We start from the raw sequence: 17,284 nt of genomic DNA, 5'->3' as shown, positions 1-17,284 counted from the left end.
CTCGCAATCTGAAAGTGACTGTCTCTAAGGGTGCCAACCCGCCCCCCATGGAAGGACTCATGCCGTGACAGAGCTGGCAAGGAAACCGGCCAACCAGGTAGCCCTCGCCACGATGTACGTCGGTGCCGGGCTCACGGTGATCGCTGCCCTCTCCCCATTCGTCGACCAGGCCACTACGACTGTCTTGGCAGACCACGTCCGGAAGGGTTACCCGGCTTACGGCCCGGGCGAGATCAACGCCGCCGTCACCGCGTACACGGTGATCCTGTCCGCGGTAGGGGTACTGGGACTCCTCAGCTGGCTCGGCACCGCCCGGGCGGTCCGCGTCGGCAAAGGCTGGGCCCCCTGGCTGGCAACCGGCGTATTCGCGATTGCGGCCTGCCTCGCGCTCATGGCCGTGACCGTCAAGGACACCTCCGGTGAGGTCGGTCTTGCGCCGCTACTGGGCTGGCTTCAGGTCCTTCCTTGCATCCCCGGCCTCGCAGCAGTCGCACTGCTGTGGAGAAGGGCGAGCTGACCGCCAAACGTGTGGCGCCTCGGAACATCGGCCACGCGGGCATGCGCGGGGCCTCGATGCTCGGACGGTGTCACCGATCAACCCGACGAGATCTACACCGGCTCCCGCGGCCGGATCGTGGCACTGCAGACTCCCGCCCACCCGGAAACCCAGGCCCGCTATCCGGCCGAGACGGGCAACTCGCCGCGGCTTGCGGGAAGCTGAGGACGACGATCGCCTTTGGCGCGGTCGGGCTCGTCGCGGTCGTGCGGCGGGAGCGGGGCCGGACCTGGCAGCTCGGACCCTGAACGGCCTCTCGGTGGCGGCGCCGCATAGGGTCGCCGACAGCTTAACCTCTGCGTTAACATGGGTCGTGGCAACCTGGCAGATCCTGTTGGTCGAGGAGGTCGCTGAATGGTTCGTCGACCTGACCAAGAACGATCCTGGCACGGCCGACCTCGTGGAGGACGCTGTCGACCGACTCAGCACTGACGGTCCGACGGTCGGACGCCCACTGGTCGACCGGATCCATGGGTCTCGCCATCACAACATGAAAGAGCTCAGGCCCGGCTCCACTGGCTCAAGCGAAGTCAGAATCCTGTTCGTCTTCGATCCGGTGCGACGAGCAGTCCTGCTGGTCGCAGGTGACAAGTCCGGCAACTGGCGCGGCTGGTACGACACCGCCATCCCGTTGGCAGACGACCGCTACGACGTCCACCTGGCCGAGCTGGAAACAAGGGAGTACGAATGACTGTCACCTGGGATGAGGCCAAGCGCCGCGCGGAGGAGGCCCGCCGCGCCGCCGGGCACCCCGTGCGCAGCGACGCCGAACGTGCCGCAGCTCAGCGTCGGCTTGACGACGAGATCCATGCGTTCCGGCTCGCCGAGGTGCGGCGTAATCGGTCTCTGACCCAGCGAGAAGTCGCCGAAGCCATGGGCGTGTCCAGTCCGCGCGTCTCCGACGTCGAACGCGGCAAGCTCGACACCGTTTCCGTGTCCGTTCTGCGCGCCTACGTTGAAGCCCTCGGCGGCAGGCTCAAGGTCACCGCCGAGTTCGACGACTCCAGTTACCTCGTGGCCTGACATCGCCTACTCGTTCCGCACGTCGCAGGTAGCCTCCACCGGTCAACCCCGCACGACGGCCGGCTTGGGGAGGTACGGGTCTGCGCGCATGCCGGGGGGGCAGTTACACTCTTCGCTGTGCTTGAGACCATGGCCTGGTTGAACGAGCCGAGCGACTGGTCACTGGAGGGCGGCGTCCTTCGCGCGGTCACGGAGTTGAGGACCGACTTCTGGCGCGAGACGTTCTACGGCTGGACCACCGATAACGGGCACTTCTTCCACCGACCGGCAACCGGTGACTTCAGTGCCGAGGTTGTCGTGTCCGCCGCGCACACAACACGGTTCGACCAGGCCGGCATGATGGTCCGGGCCGACGAGCGCAACTGGTTGAAGAGCGGCCTGGAGGTTACGTCGGGCGCCGTTCAGATCAGCACGGTCGTTACACGGGAGTTCTCGGACGTATCGATGACGCCGATCACAGGGTCTCCTGGCGAGGTTTCGATGCGCGTCACCCGATTCGGTGCGGCGCTGACAGTGCATTACCGCAGCGCCGACGGCCCGTGGCAGTTACTGCGCCTCAGCCATCTCGACCTACCCTCCACTGTGGACGTCGGCGTCATGTGCTGCTCGCCGGAGCGCGCCGGGTTGGAAGCCACATTCCGGGACTTCCGGATCGGGCCGCCGATCCCCCGGGACGGCCTCGAGTAACGCAGAGGACGACGCCGATCAGCGAGACGCGCTCGTGCTTGTTGCCCTTGAATCAATGCCCGGCGATGTCGTCGGTGCAGTCAGCGGGCGCTCAACGTGTGGTGGGCTGCTAAAGCTGGACTGCTAAAGCGCAGGCAGACGGCGAAGGCCTCGGTCGACCTGGCTCGCCAGGGTGGCTGAGATGCGACCGTGACGGTGGCCGAACGCCGCGGGGTCCCCGAAACGGATGCGCGACAGGTCGATGGTGCCACCTCCGGCCAGGTTCGCCGGCAAGGGCAGCAGGATGCCAGGCATATCACCATCGGCTCGGTCGTGGGATCAGCACCACAACCGGATACGCCTGCTGCTGAGGGCATTGTCGACAACGTCGCCTCGCGACAGTGGCGCGGTCCGGGCTACCACGCGGCGTTGAACTCAGCAAACGCGGCGGCGTCCTCGCCCTCGAGGGACGCATGCCAGGCTGCCGCGGTAGCCACAGCCTTGCGGTCGAGGTACTCACGAATAGCCTCAGCCACCACCGACCGGCTCCCGCCAGCCACCACGGCGTTCAGCGCTGCGCCGAGCTCGTCGTCGAGCGTGATAGAGATACTCATGGTCATGCCGGTGACACTATCGGCGTGTCGTCAGGCACGGAGGGCTAATCCGCTCGCCACCCTCAGTTTTCGGCACGGGGGCTGCCACGTGAAGTTCGGGGCGCCGCGGCGGTCGGCCCGATCCGTGAGAGCGCCTCAGCCATGGTGACGTTCGCGCCCCCTGCCGAACGTGACGCACTCGATGACCAGTGGGTTGTACATGCGGAGAGGAAATGTCATGCGTCACGTTACGTTCAGCGAAGCGCGCCAGAACTTCGCAGCTACCCTCAACCGCGTCGAGGAAGACGCCGAACCAGCTGTGATCACTCGCGTCGGCCACGACCCGATGGTCGTCATTTCTCTACGCGAGTACGAATCACTGCGCGAGGCGGCATACTTGCAGGCCAGCCCGGCGAACGCACGACGACTGGAGGCCGCCATCGAGCGGCACCGTAAGGGCCAGGTCGAGGAGCATGAGCTGGCAGGGAGTCGGAGCGGACGACCGACGCGCAGGTGAGCGCACCGGTGGAGCGGACGATGCACCATGGGAACCGGTCGGGTGGCCGGAGGGAGTCGCACCCTCCGGCTCCCGCAGATCCCGGCGTGAACCTCTCGGCTCACCGGGCTCTTGTCATCCTGTTCACCAGACTCGCGGCACCCAGGGCGTCCAGGCCCAGTGGGCCAGCATCCGGGGATACCGTGCGGTGATCCCTTGCCAGCACCCGATGGCCTTCTTCACGGGCCGCAGCCGTTTGTACTTGTTGCGGATCCAACGCACCAGGTAGGCGTTGATGCGCGCCAGGAGCGGATACATCGCGGAGCGGTGGAACGCCCCGTAGTACTGCATCCAGCCCCGCACGATCGGGTTGATCCGCCGCGCGAGGTCGCCGAAGGTGTGACCGGTGCGGTTGTGCAGCCGCCAGGACCGTACTTCCGCGCCCAGTCGTTTCAAGGCGTCCCTGCTGATCGCGGGAAGGAAGGCGTTGAAGTGCTGCCCCTTCCTGTTCCGCGCCTTGCGCTGGCAGAACGTGAACCCCAGGAACGTAAACGACGTGTGCTCGTGCGAGCCACGCCGGTTGCCGTCCTGGCAGTACACGATTCGGGTCTTGTCGGGGTGCAGCCGCAGCCCGACCTGCTGCATCCGCTCGCCGATCGCCCGGGCCACAAACTCGGCCTGAGCCTTGCTGACGCAGTGCACCACCGCGTCATCGACATAGCGCTCGAACGGGACCCCCGGAAACCGCCGGGCCATCCACGCGTCGAACCCATAGTGCAGAAACAGATTCGCCAGCACGGGCGAGGCCGCAGAACCCTGCGGGGTGCCGCGGTCCCGCTGCTGCAAGGTCCCGTCGGGCATCTGTACCGGGGCCTCCAGCCACCGTTGCACGTACAGGATGACCCACGGTTGGTCGGTGTTGGCCCGCACCGCCTTGACGATGAGGTCCCAAGGCACGCTGTCGAAGAACTTCTGGATGTCCAGATCGATCACCCAGTCGTAGCTCCAGCAACGCTGCCGGCATGCGGCCACCGCGTCCAGCGCCGATCGGCCCGGCCGGTAGCCGTACGAGTCCGGATGGAAGGTCGGATCGACCTTCGCCTCCAGCCTGCGGGCCACCACCGTCTGGGCCACACGATCGGCGACGGTGGGCACGCCGAGCATCCTGGTCCCTGCCCCATGCGGCTTGGGTATCTCCACCGCGAGCACCGGCGGCGGAAAGTAGCTCCCCGACGACATCCGGTTCCAGACCTTGTACAGGTTGTTCTTCAGGTCGGCTTCGAAGTCGTCAATGGAGCACCCGTCCACACCCGGCGCGCCCTTGTTCGCCTTAACCTTCTCCCACGCCTCCCAGACTTCCCGCTTGGAGATCTCAAACGACTTGCCTGCCGACTTCAGTTCGCTCACGCGACTCCTCCCAGACCACCGGCCCGGTTGATCGAACGAACAAACCACGGATGACCTGACCCCTTCGCTCCACCCCCACCGTGTCAAGCAGGAGCTTCACCGCTACTACGAGTCAGTCCGCCAGCGCACCCCGCTTCGGTACTCGATCCCTTGCGGTTTCCGCCGCTTGGGACACTCCCTCTCGCGCCCGTCGCCGGACGGCGGTATCGGGGTCCGCCTTCTCACGTTCCGCGTAAGAGCCGCAGATCAGGCTCACGTCGCCTCTATGCCGGGCACCGCCTGGACAGTAAGCGGGTATCCTCCAGACTTTTCCCGAAGCTATCCACATGCTTCGGTTTTGATGCCAACCAACCTCTTTCGACACCTCAACGGCTACGACACTCGTCTTCCTGATCCCCACCTGACGCATCACGTGCGCCTTCTCCCACATCGCTCACCACGACAGTCTTCAGCTAACGCGGCAGTGGGTGGTTTGGAGCCCGCCCCCGCAGGCCGACTCCGAGGGGCCGAACCCTCATCTCTTACGCAGCACCGCATCAAGAAGCTCTACCTACATCGAACTCCTCTCCGCGTTCGTGACACACGTGGATCAAGGTTTCGGGCGAGCTACTGCCGAGAGGTATCACCAGCTCACGGAGCCGCAGAGGGTGAACGCGCGGCCGGCCGCGGCACGCCGGCCCGCGCCACCTCGGCGTCGTCGCCAGCGGTGGCACAGCGCTCGTACGCTCGACTTGACTCTCAACTTCTGCGCGCCAAGCGCGAAGAAGGCCGACGTCTCGTCCGCCGACCTCTCATCCAGCTCGTGCGCACTGGACGTGCGGCTCAGCCTGCCGACGCTGACACGGGGCGAGGCTGGTCCGACGACGCTTCGGTTGTAGTACGCCACCAGCGGCGCGACGCCAGCGCGGCCAGCACGGCGCCGGCCGCGTTGACCAGGACATCGTCCACGGAGGACACCCGGTCCAGCCGCAGGACGTACTGTGCGGTTTCGACCAGGACCGAGCAGCCCGCCCCGAGCGCCAGAATCCGCGGCACGGACGCCAGCGCCGCGAACCGCATCGGAGCGAAGACCCCCAGCGCCGCGAAGACCAGGAGGTTGCCGCCGATACCGACCGGCGCCATCGTGAGGAGGTCCCGCAGCGGTATCAGGCTCACCCGGCCGGGAACGATGCCGGCCCCCGGGCCCGGCATCATGGTCATCCATACGAACGGCACCGTCCCGTAGACCATGCCCACCTCGGCCAGCGACATCCGCCACGCCGATGTGACGCCGACGGCACGCCGAAGGCTCGCCAAAGCCCACACCACCAGCGCGGCCAACGGAAGACCGACCAGCATCATGAGCACCACACCGTTCTCCGTATCGAAGCAGCCGTGCCACCGCCCGGCCATGCACCTCGGAGCGGACATCATGAGCGGCCGCCGCACGGCGAACGCGGCGCACGCGATGCCGAGGATCGCCAGGCTCAGGAGCACGATCCTGCGCGTGTGGCGGGGCGGTGCTGACAGGAATGCGTTGCGGTTCACGCCACCATTGAAGACGGAGGGCTGTTGCGTTGGCGTATGCGTTTTCCTTTCGCCCGCCATACGAGTGCCCCGGCGTCGTCGTCCGGCACCTCGACCGCGACCAGGTCCGCAGCGTCTGTCGGCGGGCGTTGGGCGACCTAGCCGATCATCTGGAAGCACTTCCCACAGATGTCGGGCTCTTCAGGGTCGGGCCCATGCCCGCCAGTCGCTACGAACCCCGCAATCTTGATTGCAGGGCCGACGCCGGCCATCTGCCTGGCTAGTCCCGGTGGAGAACCTAAGCAGCCATGTCGATTATGACTTGGAAGCCGCCTTGAGCGGCGATACCGGAATGTATACGGCGACGTAGACGTTTCCGTCTTCGACTGGATACCATCAGAGTATGGGTAGCGTGATGATTCGGGTGGACGAGTCCACCCGCGACGACCTGACCCGCGTCGCCACCGAAGATCTCGGTGGCGCGTCGGCAGACGAGGCAATTCGTCGGCTGCTGGCCGAACACTGGCAGATGAAGGCCATCGCCGCTGTGGACGTATACCGGGCGAACGACCCCGAGGGCTGGGCTGAATACGTCGCCGAGGCCGACCGGGACGACCGAGCCACCGCACCGGCAGTCGACCCATGGGACGAGGCCGCGTGACGGTCATCCGGCCGTGGCAAGTCTGGTGGGCCGACCTCGACCCGACCGAGGGCCGCGAGCAGGCCGGGCGCCGTCCGGTGCTCGTGGTCTCCAGCGTGTTCCACCTCCGGCTGACCGGGGAAACCCTCGTCACCGTACTCCCGGTGACGACGCGGGAACGTTCCGGCTGGCTGCACCGCACTGCGATACACCCCGCCAACCGTCCGACCGGGTTCGTCATCACCGAACAGGTGCGGACGATCGCTCGGTCGCGTCTGCAGGGGCAGCGGCCAGCGTGGGTGCTCACCGACGACGAGGCATCAGCAGTGAAGACGGTGCTACGGCAAATGATCGATGCTTAATCGCTGGACGGACGGCGGGCGGCGGCGGTAGCGTTCCGGCGACCGTGGTCCGGCCTGAGGGGGTGAGCACCGTGAACGTTGTAGCGATGTGGGTGCTCCCCATTCCCGTCACGGTCGGGCGACTGCAGTAGGTGCCGCCCGGGAGCGTCCCGTTGGGATCTCCCGAAAGGTGACACCGATGAACACACTCGTCATCACACGCGTCGCCGAGCGGCAGTGGCATGCCCTCGACGACGACCTCGTGGTCGGCCGCGGCGACGCCTCGCCCCGCCCGGACGGCCGCCTCTTCCTGAGCATCGACGCCTGGCACGACGATGTCTTCACTCGCCTCGCCGAGGCCATGCTGGCCGCCCTGCCGCGGCCGCTGTACACCGTCGTGGACGAGGCCGACCTCGACCTGCGAACCCGGTGGGTGCGGGCCGGCCTGACCACCCGCCGCCGCGAGTGGGAGTACGTCATGTCGAGCGGCGGCGATGGTGCAGTACCACCGCCGGGTCTGACGCTCTTACCCATCGGCACCGCCGAGCTGGACCCGCTGCGCCACCTGGACCGGACGATCCGCGCCGAGATCGAGGCCACGATCGGTTGGGATCAGATGCCCGCGGCGGTACTGTCCCGACCGCTCGACCCCACCCATTACGCGGTCGCCGCCGAGCTCGACGCCTACGTGGGCCTGGCCCGATTGGCGCTGCTGCCGAGGCACACGAGGATCGGCCTCATCGCGGTCCGGTCCGGCCACCGACGCCGCGGCATCGCCCGCGCCCTGCTCGCGGAGATACTGGCCGCCACCCATGCCCGCGGCGTCGCGACGGTCTCCGCAGACGTGCACGAGGCCAACACCGCGGCTATCGCCCTCTTCGAGGCCGCCGGCGCGCGCCGCACCGGCAGCAACCTCGAGCTGGTGATCCGCTGATGCCCAAGGCAACCGACGGCATCCAGCTCGAGGGCACCGTGCTGGAGTGCCTGCGCGACGCCAAGTTCCGCGTCGAGCTCCCCAACGGCCACATCGTCCTGGCCCACATCAGCGGCAAGATCCGCAAGAACTACATCAAGATCCTGCCGTTCGACCGCGTGCTGGTCGAGCTCAGCCAGTACGACCTGACGAGGGGCCGGATCCTCTTCCGGTACCGCAACTAGTTCTCGGAAACGAAGGACGGCGCCGCTCTCCCGGCGCCGTCCTCGTCAGTCCTCTGGGAACGGCAAGGCGCCGATCTTGCCCGCAGACCAGCCGCGACAGTTCACACGACAGCCGACCATAGTTTGCCGGCCCGCACACCCAGGTCGTCAGCGCCGGTCGAGCAGCACGAGTGCATCATGCCCAGAAAGGCGCACACTCGCAGGTATGACACAGTTCACGACCGAGTTCCATGGCTACGATCGGACCGAGGTCGACAAGTTCGTCCAGGCGGCCAATGACGCCATCGCGTCCAACGAGCCGGGCCGACGGGCCAGGGCTCAGGCTGACGCCCAGGCGGTCAGCTTCCATGTGGCCCTGCGCGGGTACAACCGCCGGGAGGTCGACCACTACCTGCGCCGTATCGCCAAGGGCCGCCCCGACGACCGGACCTGAGATCCCGACGACGCTGAGAGGGCGACGGAAGCACTCACCTTCGCCGCTATCGGTGCTACGTGTCAGGATGCCCAGCCTCACGGCCGGGGCATCTCCGGGGTCCGCGCTGTACCGGCGGGCCGGCGGGCGTCCCGCCGGCACCGACGTACTAGCCGAGCGCGCAGCGCTTGCCGTTGATCGTGAAGTTCACCGGCAGCGCACCTGTGACATTGTCCCAGGTGCCGTTGAAACTCACCCCCGTCAGCGTCGCTCCGCCGGCGAGCACGCCGTTCCAGCTCGCGTTGGCGATGCTCGCCGTCGCCCCGTTCTGGCTGAACGCAAGCCATCACCCTCGCGGCTCTCATGGTGCCCGGGTTATGGTTGCGCGATGGCACAGCCTCGCACCGTCACCCTTCCGGTCGTCGTAGAGCGCGACGAGGACGGGGTTTGGTGCGCGCACGCTCAGCTGCGCCCGGGTGTCGGCGCCCATGGCGAAGGGAACACCGAGGAAGAGGCGCTGGAGGATCTCCGTGAAGCACTCATCGGCCTGATCGAGGAGTTCGGAGTTCCGCGCGAGTTGTCCATCACCCTGGCAGCCTGATGCCGCCACTCCCCTCGGTCGCCGGCTCTCGGCTGGTCCGGGCCTGGAGCGCCACGGCTTCAAGGTGGACACGGGTCACCGGCAGCCACCACATCATGCGGCACCCCGACGGACGCGGCACGACGGTACCAATGCACGGCAACAGGGACGTGGCCAAGGGAACGCTGCGCGGCATCTTCAGCGATGTCGGCATGACGATCGAGCAGCTCGCTCCGTAACTTCGATGACGCGGGCACGCGCGGTCGGCGAGGCGGACGTTGCACGATGCGAACCGCACGATCATGGTCGTCGGCACCGCGATGACGAACCTGCGAGCCAACAGGCGGGTCACGTCGCCGTAAGTCGTGCCGCACGAAACAGCATCGCCACCAGCGACCCGACACACAATTGCTGGATCTGATCCGTTCAGCGACGCTCTGGATGGGGTTGACGATGCCGGCCCGGCGGGAACGGCAACGGCCCCGCCAGGGCGAGACCGGAGGTTACCCCTCGGCGGGTAACCGCGCGAGTGGGAACGCCGTCGACCCGACGCGTTCGCCCGGGCAACCGAGGATCCGCGCACAAGGCCGAAGTCGCGCCTCGTGGCGACGATGAACGGCCGCACTGCGGCAGGGTCACCGCCGGGCCCGGGTCAAGACCTCGTCGTCGGTGAGCGGAGCCCGCGGATGGTGGCTGAGGCAGAGTGGCGTCCGCACCAGTTGCGGTGGTTCACCCTCCACTGCGACGTAGAACTCGCCCGACGTGAGCAGGCCCAGGTCCGGGATGTCTCCGCCTTTCATTCGGGCCATCTCCCGGGCCGCGTCGATCTGCACCGGCGCGTTGAGCAGGCCGAAGAACTGGGTCGTGGCGTTGCCTGCGATCCGGTTGTGCAGCCCTTTCGGTGCCTGGGTCGCGAAGATCAGGCCGAGCCCGTATTTGCGGGCCTGGGAGGCGAGCGCCAGCGTGCTCTGGGTGCAGGCCGTCATCGCGCCCGACGGTGCCAGGGTCTGGGCCTCGTCCATCACGAACAGGCCAAGCAACGGTCGATGGGCGGCGGGATGCTTCTTGATCCAGGCGAACAGTGCCATCTGCAGCTGATTGACGAAGCCCTGGCGCGCTTCCTCGGCCGGCAGGCCGATCAGGCTGATCACCGAGATCCGGGCGCGCTTGCCCGCTGCGGGCGTGAGGAGCACGCCGGGATCAGCCGGTGCGCCGCTGCCGGCGAAGAGCGAGTCGTTGTCCATGGAGGCGGTGAGCGTCTGCGCCAGGCCGGCGGCGATCCGGTCGGCACCGTCGAGGCCGCTGACACCGGCGGGCAGATCGGCCAGAAGGTGGATGAGGCCGGGGACGTCCCGGCCGCCGTGCCGGGCGTAGTGCTCCACCGCACGGCGCAGGACAGCGAGGCCCAGATGGGCCTTAGCGGCCCGGCCGCCGAGCTGGGCGCGCGGGGCCAGGGCGGCAACCGCGGCCTCGACAGCCTCCGCGAACTCGTCCGGGTCGTCACGCACCTCACCGAAGTCGGGAAGTGGCTGGAAGCTCAACGGTCGGCCCGACTCGCGGCGCGGGGTCCAGATCACGACCTCGGTGCCGGCCAGGTACTCCTCGGCTCGTTTCCGGTCCCCGGACCACCACCACTCCGGCGGCTCCGGCCACGGATCGCCGAGCCGGGCGAGGTCGTTGTTGGGATCCAGGACGATGGCGGACACGCCCTGGAGCGCGCACTCCTCGATGAGACGGCGGATGAGCACCGTCTTGCCCGAGCCCGAGCCGGCGAAGATCGCGACATGTTTCCGCAGGGCCTCCAGAGGCACGCGTACGGGCTCGCCGTCCCTGCCCTCGCGGCCGAGCACGAGCTCGTGGGTCGCGTCGTCGGTGTCGGGCTTCCTTGCCGACGGCGACGGGACCGGCCCGGCCCAGTCGTCGGCGTCCGCCAGTGCCTCCTTGAACAGCGTGATCTGCGCCGTCGGCCGGTGTTTGACCAGCCACGCCTGCAACTCCACCGGGTTCTCGTCGCGCAGGCCGTGCAGCGCGGCGAGCACCCGCAGGTCCATGTCGTCGACGCCCAGGGTCAGGCCGCCGTCGCGGTGGAACTCCTCGATCGCCTGCCGCGTCTTGGCCCCGGAGGACCAGTGCCCGTTGCGGATGAGGATCAGCTTGCGTTTGGCGACCGTGGAGGTCAGCCCGGCGGCGGTGCGGGCCCGGCGGAGCCGGTTGAGCGCGGCGATCGCGTGGTGGGCGTCGCTGACCGCCCGGAAGCACCAGTGCACCTGGTCCTCGGTCGCCTCGTTCAGGGTCCGGCGCAGCCGGGCGTGCAGGTCCGGCTTCTCGCTGGGCGGCGGGTCCAGCGTGAACACCTCGGCGCTTACGCCGTGCTCCAGGATCCACGCGGTCAGCCCGGCGGTGAGCAGGGCCGGAAACGTCGTGTCCTCGGTGTCGGGTTCGAGCGGGGACGTGACGTCCGCATCGCGTTTGAGCGCTTCGAACCGGGCGTCGATCCTGGCCGTGACCTCGTCGGCGATCTCGGGTACGACCGGGACGGGTGGGCCCGGCTCGTCGTTCTCTTCCGGCGCTCCGGACAGGCGCGTCAGCTCCCGGACCACACCGGTCTTCAGGCAGTCCCGGACGTGCCGGTCGATCTCCTTGAGCAGCTGGCGCGGCGTGTAGTTGCCGACCCCCGCGAAGGCCGAGTCCTGTACCGGCCAGGTGGTGTACTCGGGCGTGAAGCCGATATCGCGGTAGCGGGCGGTGAACCGGCTTGCGACGATCTCCTGGGCGATGCGGGCGTCCAGGATGCCCTTCAGCGACGAGCACAGGCGGAAACGGTCGGCGGTGGTGTTGGTCGCCCGCGTCTTGATGAGCGTCCAGGTCGCAGGCAGGCAGGCGACCACGACCAGGGTGCGACGCGTGCGCTCCCGCAGCCGCAGCAACCCGCTGGCCACCTCCTCCAGGGCCAGCGCCTGCCGCTGGCCAGCCTGCTCGTCCGTGTTGAGCGCCAGGTCGGCGCTGAGCGAGGCCTGGGCCACGAGCGTGTCGATCTGATCCACCGCGATCACCGACGGGCCGGTCAGCGCCAGCAACAGCGACAGGTCGCGGACGATGTCCTCGGCGGTGTGCGGCTTGCGGCGGATTCCCCACTCCCGGCGTTCCCCAGGGACCGACTCGTCGTCTGAGATGAAGTAGCTGTCGGACACGTCGTGGTGCTCGGATCGGAGGGATGCACTGAGGACCAGCGCCCGCGCGGTGTCCCGGCTCACCTCGCCCACGAACGGATCGAACTCCGCCAGCCCGTCGAGGAAGGCGTTCAGCGCCTGCGGGGTCAGTTCGATCTCGCCCATCACGGCTCGGCGGGCCGTGCGGGGCGCGCCGATGCGCGAGCACAGGCGGCGCAGCAGCAGCCGCAGCTGGGTCCCGCCATCGGCCACCGGCCGGGCCAGGCTCTCCCGCATGTGGGCCAGCACGCTGGGCCAGAAGGTCTGTTCGTCGAGCAGGCTGACGAGGAAGAAGTATCCCCCCTGGTCCTGCACGCGTTGCCGGACCCCGCCGAGCAGGTGGGTTTTGCCCGAGCCCCGCCGGCCCAGCAGCGCCAGGCCGATCGGGTTGGAGTCGGTGCAGGCCGCCGCGTCGGCGATGCCACCCTGAAGCTCCCGCACGACATCGGTGTGCAGGCCGTCGACGTGGAACGGGGACGGACGCCAGGCGTCGTCCGGCACCGGTGCCCAGGTGAGCCGGAGCGCGGCGAGCGCGGCGAGGTTCTGTGCGGTCATCGCATGCCGATCGACAACAGATGCCGATGCTCGCCGCCGATCCGCACGGCCGCCCGTCGTTCCTCGACCGACAACGTCTTCTGGTTCTCCTCGGGCTCGAGCTCGACGTCGGAGGCATCGAGCAGCCGCTCCAGTGCCTTGTCGAGTTCGGACCTCGACACGTCGCCGAACCTGGGGCGCAACCGGCTCAGGCTGACCCACGCCCCCGGTTCGGTGGCCAGCTCGGCGTAGACCGCCCGGATCCGCTGGTCCAGCCCGCGGTGTCCGTTGAGCTCGGCCATGCGCGGCCGACTGTTGTGCAAGGCCCACAGCGCGGCCCAGAGCTGCTGCTCCCGGCCGTTGCCCCTACCCTTCTTGGGCTCGGCCCCGTCATCGGTGACCATGATCGGGCTGCCGAGCAGCTTCGAGCCACTTGACGACAGCGTGTGATGGTACGTGCTGCCTGACTTTCTCGTGTCCACGTAGCCCAGTCCGTTGAGCCGCGCGTAGCTCTCGCCGACGAGCCTCACGCCGTAGGCCCTGTCGAGCTCGGCGTTGGAGACCTCCCGGCCCTCGATGTTCAGCAAGATGAGAAACGCGTAGTCCGTGCGGGTCAGCTCGCCGGCCATGTGGGGTCCTTCCGGAGGTCGTCGGGTGGGGTGATTGGTACGCCGTCGGCGGTCAGTCCGAAGGCGCGCAGCTTGGCCAGCTGCTCCATCGGCATCGTCTCGCTGGCGGTGTGCAGGGCCATGAGCCGGTCAGCCGCTCCGTAGGTGCCCGCATCCAGCTCGGTGTGCAGGCCTTCCACGTCGCGAAGTTCGAAGAGCAGGCCGCACAACTGCCAGGCCGCCTCGCGATCCGCGCCGGCGGTAGCACGCAGCGCGGCCAGTTCCGAGGCCGCGCCTCCGGCTCGCGCCGATGCCTCGCGGGCCTTCGGCAGGCGCCTCTCCGCGGCTTCGTCGCCCTGGTGCGCACGGGCCAGCAACTCGTCCACGTCGCCCCAGGCGACGTGCAGGTCGGCGAGCGCCTCGGCCGCGTACGCGTGCCCACCGTCGGCTCGTTCCCGCAGCTCACGCAGGCAGCCGTGCTTGGCGAGCTCCTCGACCAGTTCCTCGGCGGCGAGGGCCTCGCCGGCATCCGCCCGTGCCCGCAGGGCGTCGCGGCGACCACCGTCGTCGAGGATCTCGACAAGTCGCCGGCACGCGGCCGGATCTCCGGCCGCGGCGGCAGGCCGGAGCTGGGCCACCCGCCGCCGGAGTGCCTCGACGCCTGCGAGACAGTCTGCGGCGTCGCCGTCCCCCGGGGCGGTCGCCAGCCTCCGGTGCAGCACTTCGATCGCCCGCTCGAACCGGTCCTGACGGGCCAGCAGGCGGGCGAGCTCCACCGCGGCGGTGCCGTCGCCGAACCCGCCGGCGAGCCGTTCGAGGGCCTGTTCGGTGTACACGTACCGCAGCCGGGCGGTGGCACTGTCGGCGATCCGGCGGAGGTCCGCCGGGCGGTCGGTCCGGGTGACGAACGCCTGCCAGGCCTCGTCCGGGATGCGTTCGGCCCGGCGGTGCCGCCGCAGGTGCTGAGCCAGGTAGTCGGCGACGGTGTACCCCGCGAAGGTGCCTGGCCGGCCACCGTCGGACGCCGACAACGCCGACACGTCTCCATGCAGCGGCTGGATCGCGTAGGGAACGGCCTCGGACAGCCATTCCCCCGGTGGCTTCACCCGCCGTTGTCCCGTGAGGTACCCGGCCATGGCCTCGACCAACAGGTCCTCACTCAGCGGTGACTGGACGCCGAGGCGGTGCGCGTCGGCGGCCGCGTTGATCATCGCCTTGGCATAGGGGCGCGCCTGTTCCCAGTGCAGCACCAGGGCGGGCCCGCCGGCCAACACCTGGGTCAGGCCCGCGTCGCGCGTTTCCAGCGCGATCCGGATCCGGGCGTCCTCCTCGGCCTTTTCGTAGGCGCGCTCGCGCTCCGCCGTGGTGAAGTCCTCCGCAACGCTGATCACGATCGCGCTCCGTAGCAGGCGGCGGATGTCGTCGGCGCCGGCCGGTTCGGACTGCCCACCCATGATCCGCGCGTCGTAATGATCGGGCCACAGCGTGCCGACGACGATGTTCGGCTTGCGGGTCAGCGCGCGGACGCATTCCGCCGACAGCGGCGGATGGCCGCCAAGGTAGCGCTGGAGCTCGTCGAGCCAGAAGATCGTCCGGCCGGGCGGATCATGCTTGAGTTCCAGCAGTTCCTCGGTCTCCGTCGGCTGCACAAGGTACCAGTTCGGTGCCACGTCGTGGATCGCCTCGTAGAGCGAGCGGGTCTTGCCCGTCGACGAGCCGCCGACCAGGATCACGAAGCTCCCGCGCTCGACCACGCCGGTCAGCGCGGCGCGCAGCCGGAAGTCGAACTCTCGCTCGACGTACGCCGGCAGCTCATCGGTCGCGTCGGGCGCCACGATCGCGCTGTGGATGCCGAGCTCGCGCGGGGACGCCATGTCGAAGCGGTCGGTGCCGGCCGCGCGCCGAGCGGCGCCACGCTCCCCGGCCTTGATGCGCCGGTGCGCGGCGAGCCACAACTGCCGCACGCTCTCCGGTTCCTCGTACAGGGCGAGCAGGCTCAGGAGGGCCTGCTCGCCGAGCAGGGTCCGACCGTTGAACGCGTCGCTCAGTGTGGCCCTTTTCAGCGCCAGGCGAGGACCCGTCCATGATCTGGTGCGCTTTTCCATCTCAGCCAGCGACAATCCCTTGTCCTGACTGAGGGCTCTGAGCGCCGCCCCGAATTCGCCTTTCGTGCGCACTCGGGAGGGATCGGCGGCGGTTCCGGGCGTCAGCGTGCTCACCCCCAACCCGTGGGTGCTCGCGGTGTGCACCGACGGACTTCGGTCAGGCTACTGACGGCCCTTCCGGAATGCCATCGGTGCTCTTCATCGGCCGATCCTCCGTTCGGACCGCATGTTCCGAGCATCGTCGACTGCGAATGAAAACGATCATGCCGGCGCCGTCCGGCGCGGGCCTCCGGGTGTCCGGCCGTGTCCGGTGGATCCACCGGACGTCTGGGCGTTGTCCCGGCGGAATCGCAGCTCAGTGCGAGGGCGGCCGGGCCGTGTGCCGCCGGTTCGCTCCGGAACTGTGGCCGGACGGGTCTGCCGGTTGCTGGACTGCATCTCGTCAACTTCGGGAACCCGGCCGGGACCCGCCCAATCGCGTCAAGGAGTCCCGATGCAGCTATGGCACATCATCGTCCAGGGCGGTGGCATTCTTCCGATCTTTGCGGTGACCGTCTTCAACCTGATCACGTTGTGGCGGTCGTCGGGCCCGCCGCCGCGGCTCGGATCCCCCGGTGCGCCGCGACGGTTTCTCTGCCTGTCGGTCGACGTCCAGGGATACGCCCGCAACGACGACATCCGGCAGGCGGAGATCCAGCACGACCTCATCGATCTGCTGGACCGGGCCGGGGCGCGGGCCGGCCTGGATCGCCGGCGCTGGATCCGGCAGCCGGCTGGCGACGCGGAACTGGCGCTGATCCCCTCCGCCGAGGCACCGTCACGGGTAGTCGGGGACTTCTGCCTGGAGCTTGCAGCCGCGTTGTGGCGGTACAACCGGATGCGTGACCCGGTCGCCCGGATGCGGCTGCGCCTGGCGCTCGACGACGGTCCGGCCGACGTGGCCCGCAACGGCTTCGCCGGGCAGGCGGTCGTCGGCGCCGGACGGCTGGTCAACGCGGCGCCGCCGCGGCAGGCCCTCGATCTGGCCGGCACAGCCGATCTCGCGGTCATCCTGTCCGACGGCGTCCACCGCGACTGGGTCCGCAGCGGCCGGTCGGCCGTCCGGCCCGGATGGTGCCGACGCATCGCCGTCGTCGAGAAGGAGTACGCGGCCGACGCCTGGCTATGGCTGCCCGGCGCGGACGTGCACGGCCTGGTCCTGACCGGGCGTGGTGAAGAGCATGTTGATGTGGGTGCACCCGATCTTGGTTGATCGGTTCATCCGGAGGGCTCGCGGGCGTCTCGATTTCCTGCGAGACGTCCGCGGTACGCCGACAGGTATGGCCGGGCTTCGACCCACGGAAGTCGGCGTGCACGCTTTCGGCCGTCCGTCCCACTATCCCAAGACCCGTGTTGAAGTCGTCCGGCAGCATCGCCAGCTACGCCCGCACCCACCCCACCGCCGCGCTGC

The 17,284-nt window shown here is 68.7% G+C and carries 19 protein-coding genes and 1 pseudogene; 13 read left to right on the top strand and 7 right to left on the bottom strand.

What is annotated here, in order from left to right:
- The first annotated feature begins 64 nt into the window (after positions 1–64).
- The 4 genes from ACGFI8_RS15370 (at position 65) to ACGFI8_RS15355 (ending at position 2,266) form a co-directional block, all read left to right on the top strand.
- Positions 65–517 carry a hypothetical protein gene (locus ACGFI8_RS15370; RefSeq protein ID WP_392804742.1) on the top strand — a complete coding sequence of 151 codons (453 nt, stop codon included), beginning with the start codon at positions 65–67 and terminating at the stop codon, positions 515–517.
- Between the two features lie 352 nt (positions 518–869).
- Positions 870–1,247, top strand: a complete 378-nt coding sequence (locus ACGFI8_RS15365; protein WP_392804739.1) for a type II toxin-antitoxin system RelE/ParE family toxin — start codon at positions 870–872, stop codon at positions 1,245–1,247.
- Positions 1,244–1,579: an XRE family transcriptional regulator gene (locus tag ACGFI8_RS15360; RefSeq protein ID WP_392804737.1), complete on the top strand. Its 336-nt coding sequence runs from the start codon at positions 1,244–1,246 to the stop codon at positions 1,577–1,579. Before ACGFI8_RS15365 ends, ACGFI8_RS15360 begins: the two co-directional genes overlap by 4 nt.
- Positions 1,580–1,708: 129 nt before the next feature.
- The gene (locus ACGFI8_RS15355; RefSeq protein ID WP_392805389.1) at positions 1,709–2,266 is read left to right on the top strand and encodes a DUF1349 domain-containing protein; all 558 of its coding nucleotides are present in this window, start codon (positions 1,709–1,711) and stop codon (positions 2,264–2,266) included.
- Positions 2,267–2,661: 395 nt separating this feature from the next.
- Here ACGFI8_RS15355 and ACGFI8_RS15350 read toward each other — a convergent pair whose 3' ends face one another.
- Positions 2,662–2,865 (bottom strand): hypothetical protein, encoded by a 204-nt coding sequence (locus ACGFI8_RS15350; protein ID WP_392804734.1) that lies wholly within the window; start codon positions 2,863–2,865, stop codon positions 2,662–2,664.
- A gap of 211 nt (positions 2,866–3,076) precedes the next feature.
- Between ACGFI8_RS15350 and ACGFI8_RS15345 the strand changes: the two genes are divergently transcribed.
- Complete coding sequence (locus ACGFI8_RS15345) at positions 3,077–3,355, top strand: type II toxin-antitoxin system Phd/YefM family antitoxin (RefSeq protein ID WP_392804731.1); 279 nt, start codon at positions 3,077–3,079, stop codon at positions 3,353–3,355.
- A 123-nt stretch (positions 3,356–3,478) separates the two neighbouring features.
- Here the strand turns inward: ACGFI8_RS15345 and ltrA are convergent, their stop codons facing one another.
- Together ltrA and ACGFI8_RS15335 are read right to left on the bottom strand one after the other, a co-directional pair.
- Positions 3,479–4,741 carry a group II intron reverse transcriptase/maturase gene (gene ltrA / locus ACGFI8_RS15340; RefSeq protein WP_392804728.1) on the bottom strand — a complete coding sequence of 421 codons (1,263 nt, stop codon included), beginning with the start codon at positions 4,739–4,741 and terminating at the stop codon, positions 3,479–3,481.
- 822 nt (positions 4,742–5,563) lie between these two features.
- A complete protein-coding gene (locus ACGFI8_RS15335) occupies positions 5,564–6,328 on the bottom strand; it encodes a VanZ family protein (protein WP_392804725.1) in 765 nt (254 codons plus the stop codon).
- A gap of 322 nt (positions 6,329–6,650) precedes the next feature.
- Here ACGFI8_RS15335 and ACGFI8_RS15330 point away from each other — a divergent pair, with 322 nt between their 5' ends.
- From ACGFI8_RS15330 to ACGFI8_RS15310, 5 genes are all read left to right on the top strand, one after another.
- The gene (locus tag ACGFI8_RS15330) at positions 6,651–6,908 is read left to right on the top strand and encodes a hypothetical protein (protein WP_392804723.1); all 258 of its coding nucleotides are present in this window, start codon (positions 6,651–6,653) and stop codon (positions 6,906–6,908) included.
- Positions 6,905–7,249, top strand: a complete 345-nt coding sequence (locus ACGFI8_RS15325) for a type II toxin-antitoxin system PemK/MazF family toxin (protein ID WP_392804721.1) — start codon at positions 6,905–6,907, stop codon at positions 7,247–7,249. The genes ACGFI8_RS15330 and ACGFI8_RS15325 overlap by 4 nt, the downstream gene beginning before the upstream one ends.
- 178 nt (positions 7,250–7,427) lie before the next feature.
- Positions 7,428–8,162, top strand: a complete 735-nt coding sequence (locus ACGFI8_RS15320) for a GNAT family N-acetyltransferase (protein WP_392804719.1) — start codon at positions 7,428–7,430, stop codon at positions 8,160–8,162.
- Positions 8,162–8,386: a translation initiation factor IF-1 gene (gene infA / locus ACGFI8_RS15315; RefSeq protein ID WP_203847703.1), complete on the top strand. Its 225-nt coding sequence runs from the start codon at positions 8,162–8,164 to the stop codon at positions 8,384–8,386. Before ACGFI8_RS15320 ends, infA begins: the two co-directional genes overlap by 1 nt.
- 205 nt (positions 8,387–8,591) lie before the next feature.
- Complete coding sequence (locus tag ACGFI8_RS15310) at positions 8,592–8,819, top strand: DivIVA domain-containing protein (protein WP_392804716.1); 228 nt, start codon at positions 8,592–8,594, stop codon at positions 8,817–8,819.
- A 148-nt stretch (positions 8,820–8,967) separates the two neighbouring features.
- On the opposite strand, the pseudogene ACGFI8_RS15305 reads toward ACGFI8_RS15310, so the two are convergent.
- Positions 8,968–9,123, bottom strand: a pseudogene (locus ACGFI8_RS15305) (cellulose-binding protein); the annotation flags it as partial.
- Between the two features lie 63 nt (positions 9,124–9,186).
- Between ACGFI8_RS15305 and ACGFI8_RS15300 the strand changes: the two are divergent.
- Both ACGFI8_RS15300 and ACGFI8_RS15295 read left to right on the top strand, forming a co-directional pair.
- Entirely contained in the window at positions 9,187–9,399 is a 213-nt protein-coding gene (locus ACGFI8_RS15300; protein ID WP_392804714.1) for a type II toxin-antitoxin system HicB family antitoxin, read from the top strand.
- Positions 9,399–9,617, top strand: coding sequence for a type II toxin-antitoxin system HicA family toxin (locus tag ACGFI8_RS15295; protein WP_392804711.1), 219 nt, complete (start codon positions 9,399–9,401; stop codon positions 9,615–9,617). Before ACGFI8_RS15300 ends, ACGFI8_RS15295 begins: the two co-directional genes overlap by 1 nt.
- A 396-nt stretch (positions 9,618–10,013) precedes the next feature.
- Here ACGFI8_RS15295 and ACGFI8_RS15290 read toward each other — a convergent pair whose 3' ends face one another.
- Genes ACGFI8_RS15290 through ACGFI8_RS15280 form a run of 3 tightly spaced genes read right to left on the bottom strand, consistent with a single transcriptional unit; the run spans position 10,014 to position 15,834 of the window.
- Positions 10,014–13,142, bottom strand: a complete 3,129-nt coding sequence (locus tag ACGFI8_RS15290) for an ATP-binding protein (RefSeq protein ID WP_392804709.1) — start codon at positions 13,140–13,142, stop codon at positions 10,014–10,016.
- On the bottom strand, positions 13,139–13,750 hold the full coding sequence (locus ACGFI8_RS15285; protein WP_392804706.1) for a hypothetical protein: 612 nt from the start codon (positions 13,748–13,750) through the stop codon (positions 13,139–13,141). Before ACGFI8_RS15285 ends, ACGFI8_RS15290 begins: the two co-directional genes overlap by 4 nt.
- Complete coding sequence (locus ACGFI8_RS15280; RefSeq protein ID WP_392804704.1) at positions 13,735–15,834, bottom strand: hypothetical protein; 2,100 nt, start codon at positions 15,832–15,834, stop codon at positions 13,735–13,737. The genes ACGFI8_RS15285 and ACGFI8_RS15280 overlap by 16 nt, the downstream gene beginning before the upstream one ends.
- Positions 15,835–16,327: 493 nt before the next feature.
- Here ACGFI8_RS15280 and ACGFI8_RS15275 point away from each other — a divergent pair, with 493 nt between their 5' ends.
- Complete coding sequence (locus tag ACGFI8_RS15275) at positions 16,328–17,086, top strand: hypothetical protein (protein ID WP_392804701.1); 759 nt, start codon at positions 16,328–16,330, stop codon at positions 17,084–17,086.
- Positions 17,087–17,284: the final 198 nt, after the last annotated feature.

The sequence above is a fragment of the Dactylosporangium sp. NPDC048998 genome, assembly GCF_043197855.1.
In the GTDB taxonomy this organism is placed as follows: Bacteria; Actinomycetota; Actinomycetes; order Mycobacteriales; family Micromonosporaceae; genus Dactylosporangium.
The sequence above is the reverse complement of the archived record's forward strand: the minus strand, read 5'-3'. Positions and strand labels throughout refer to the sequence as shown.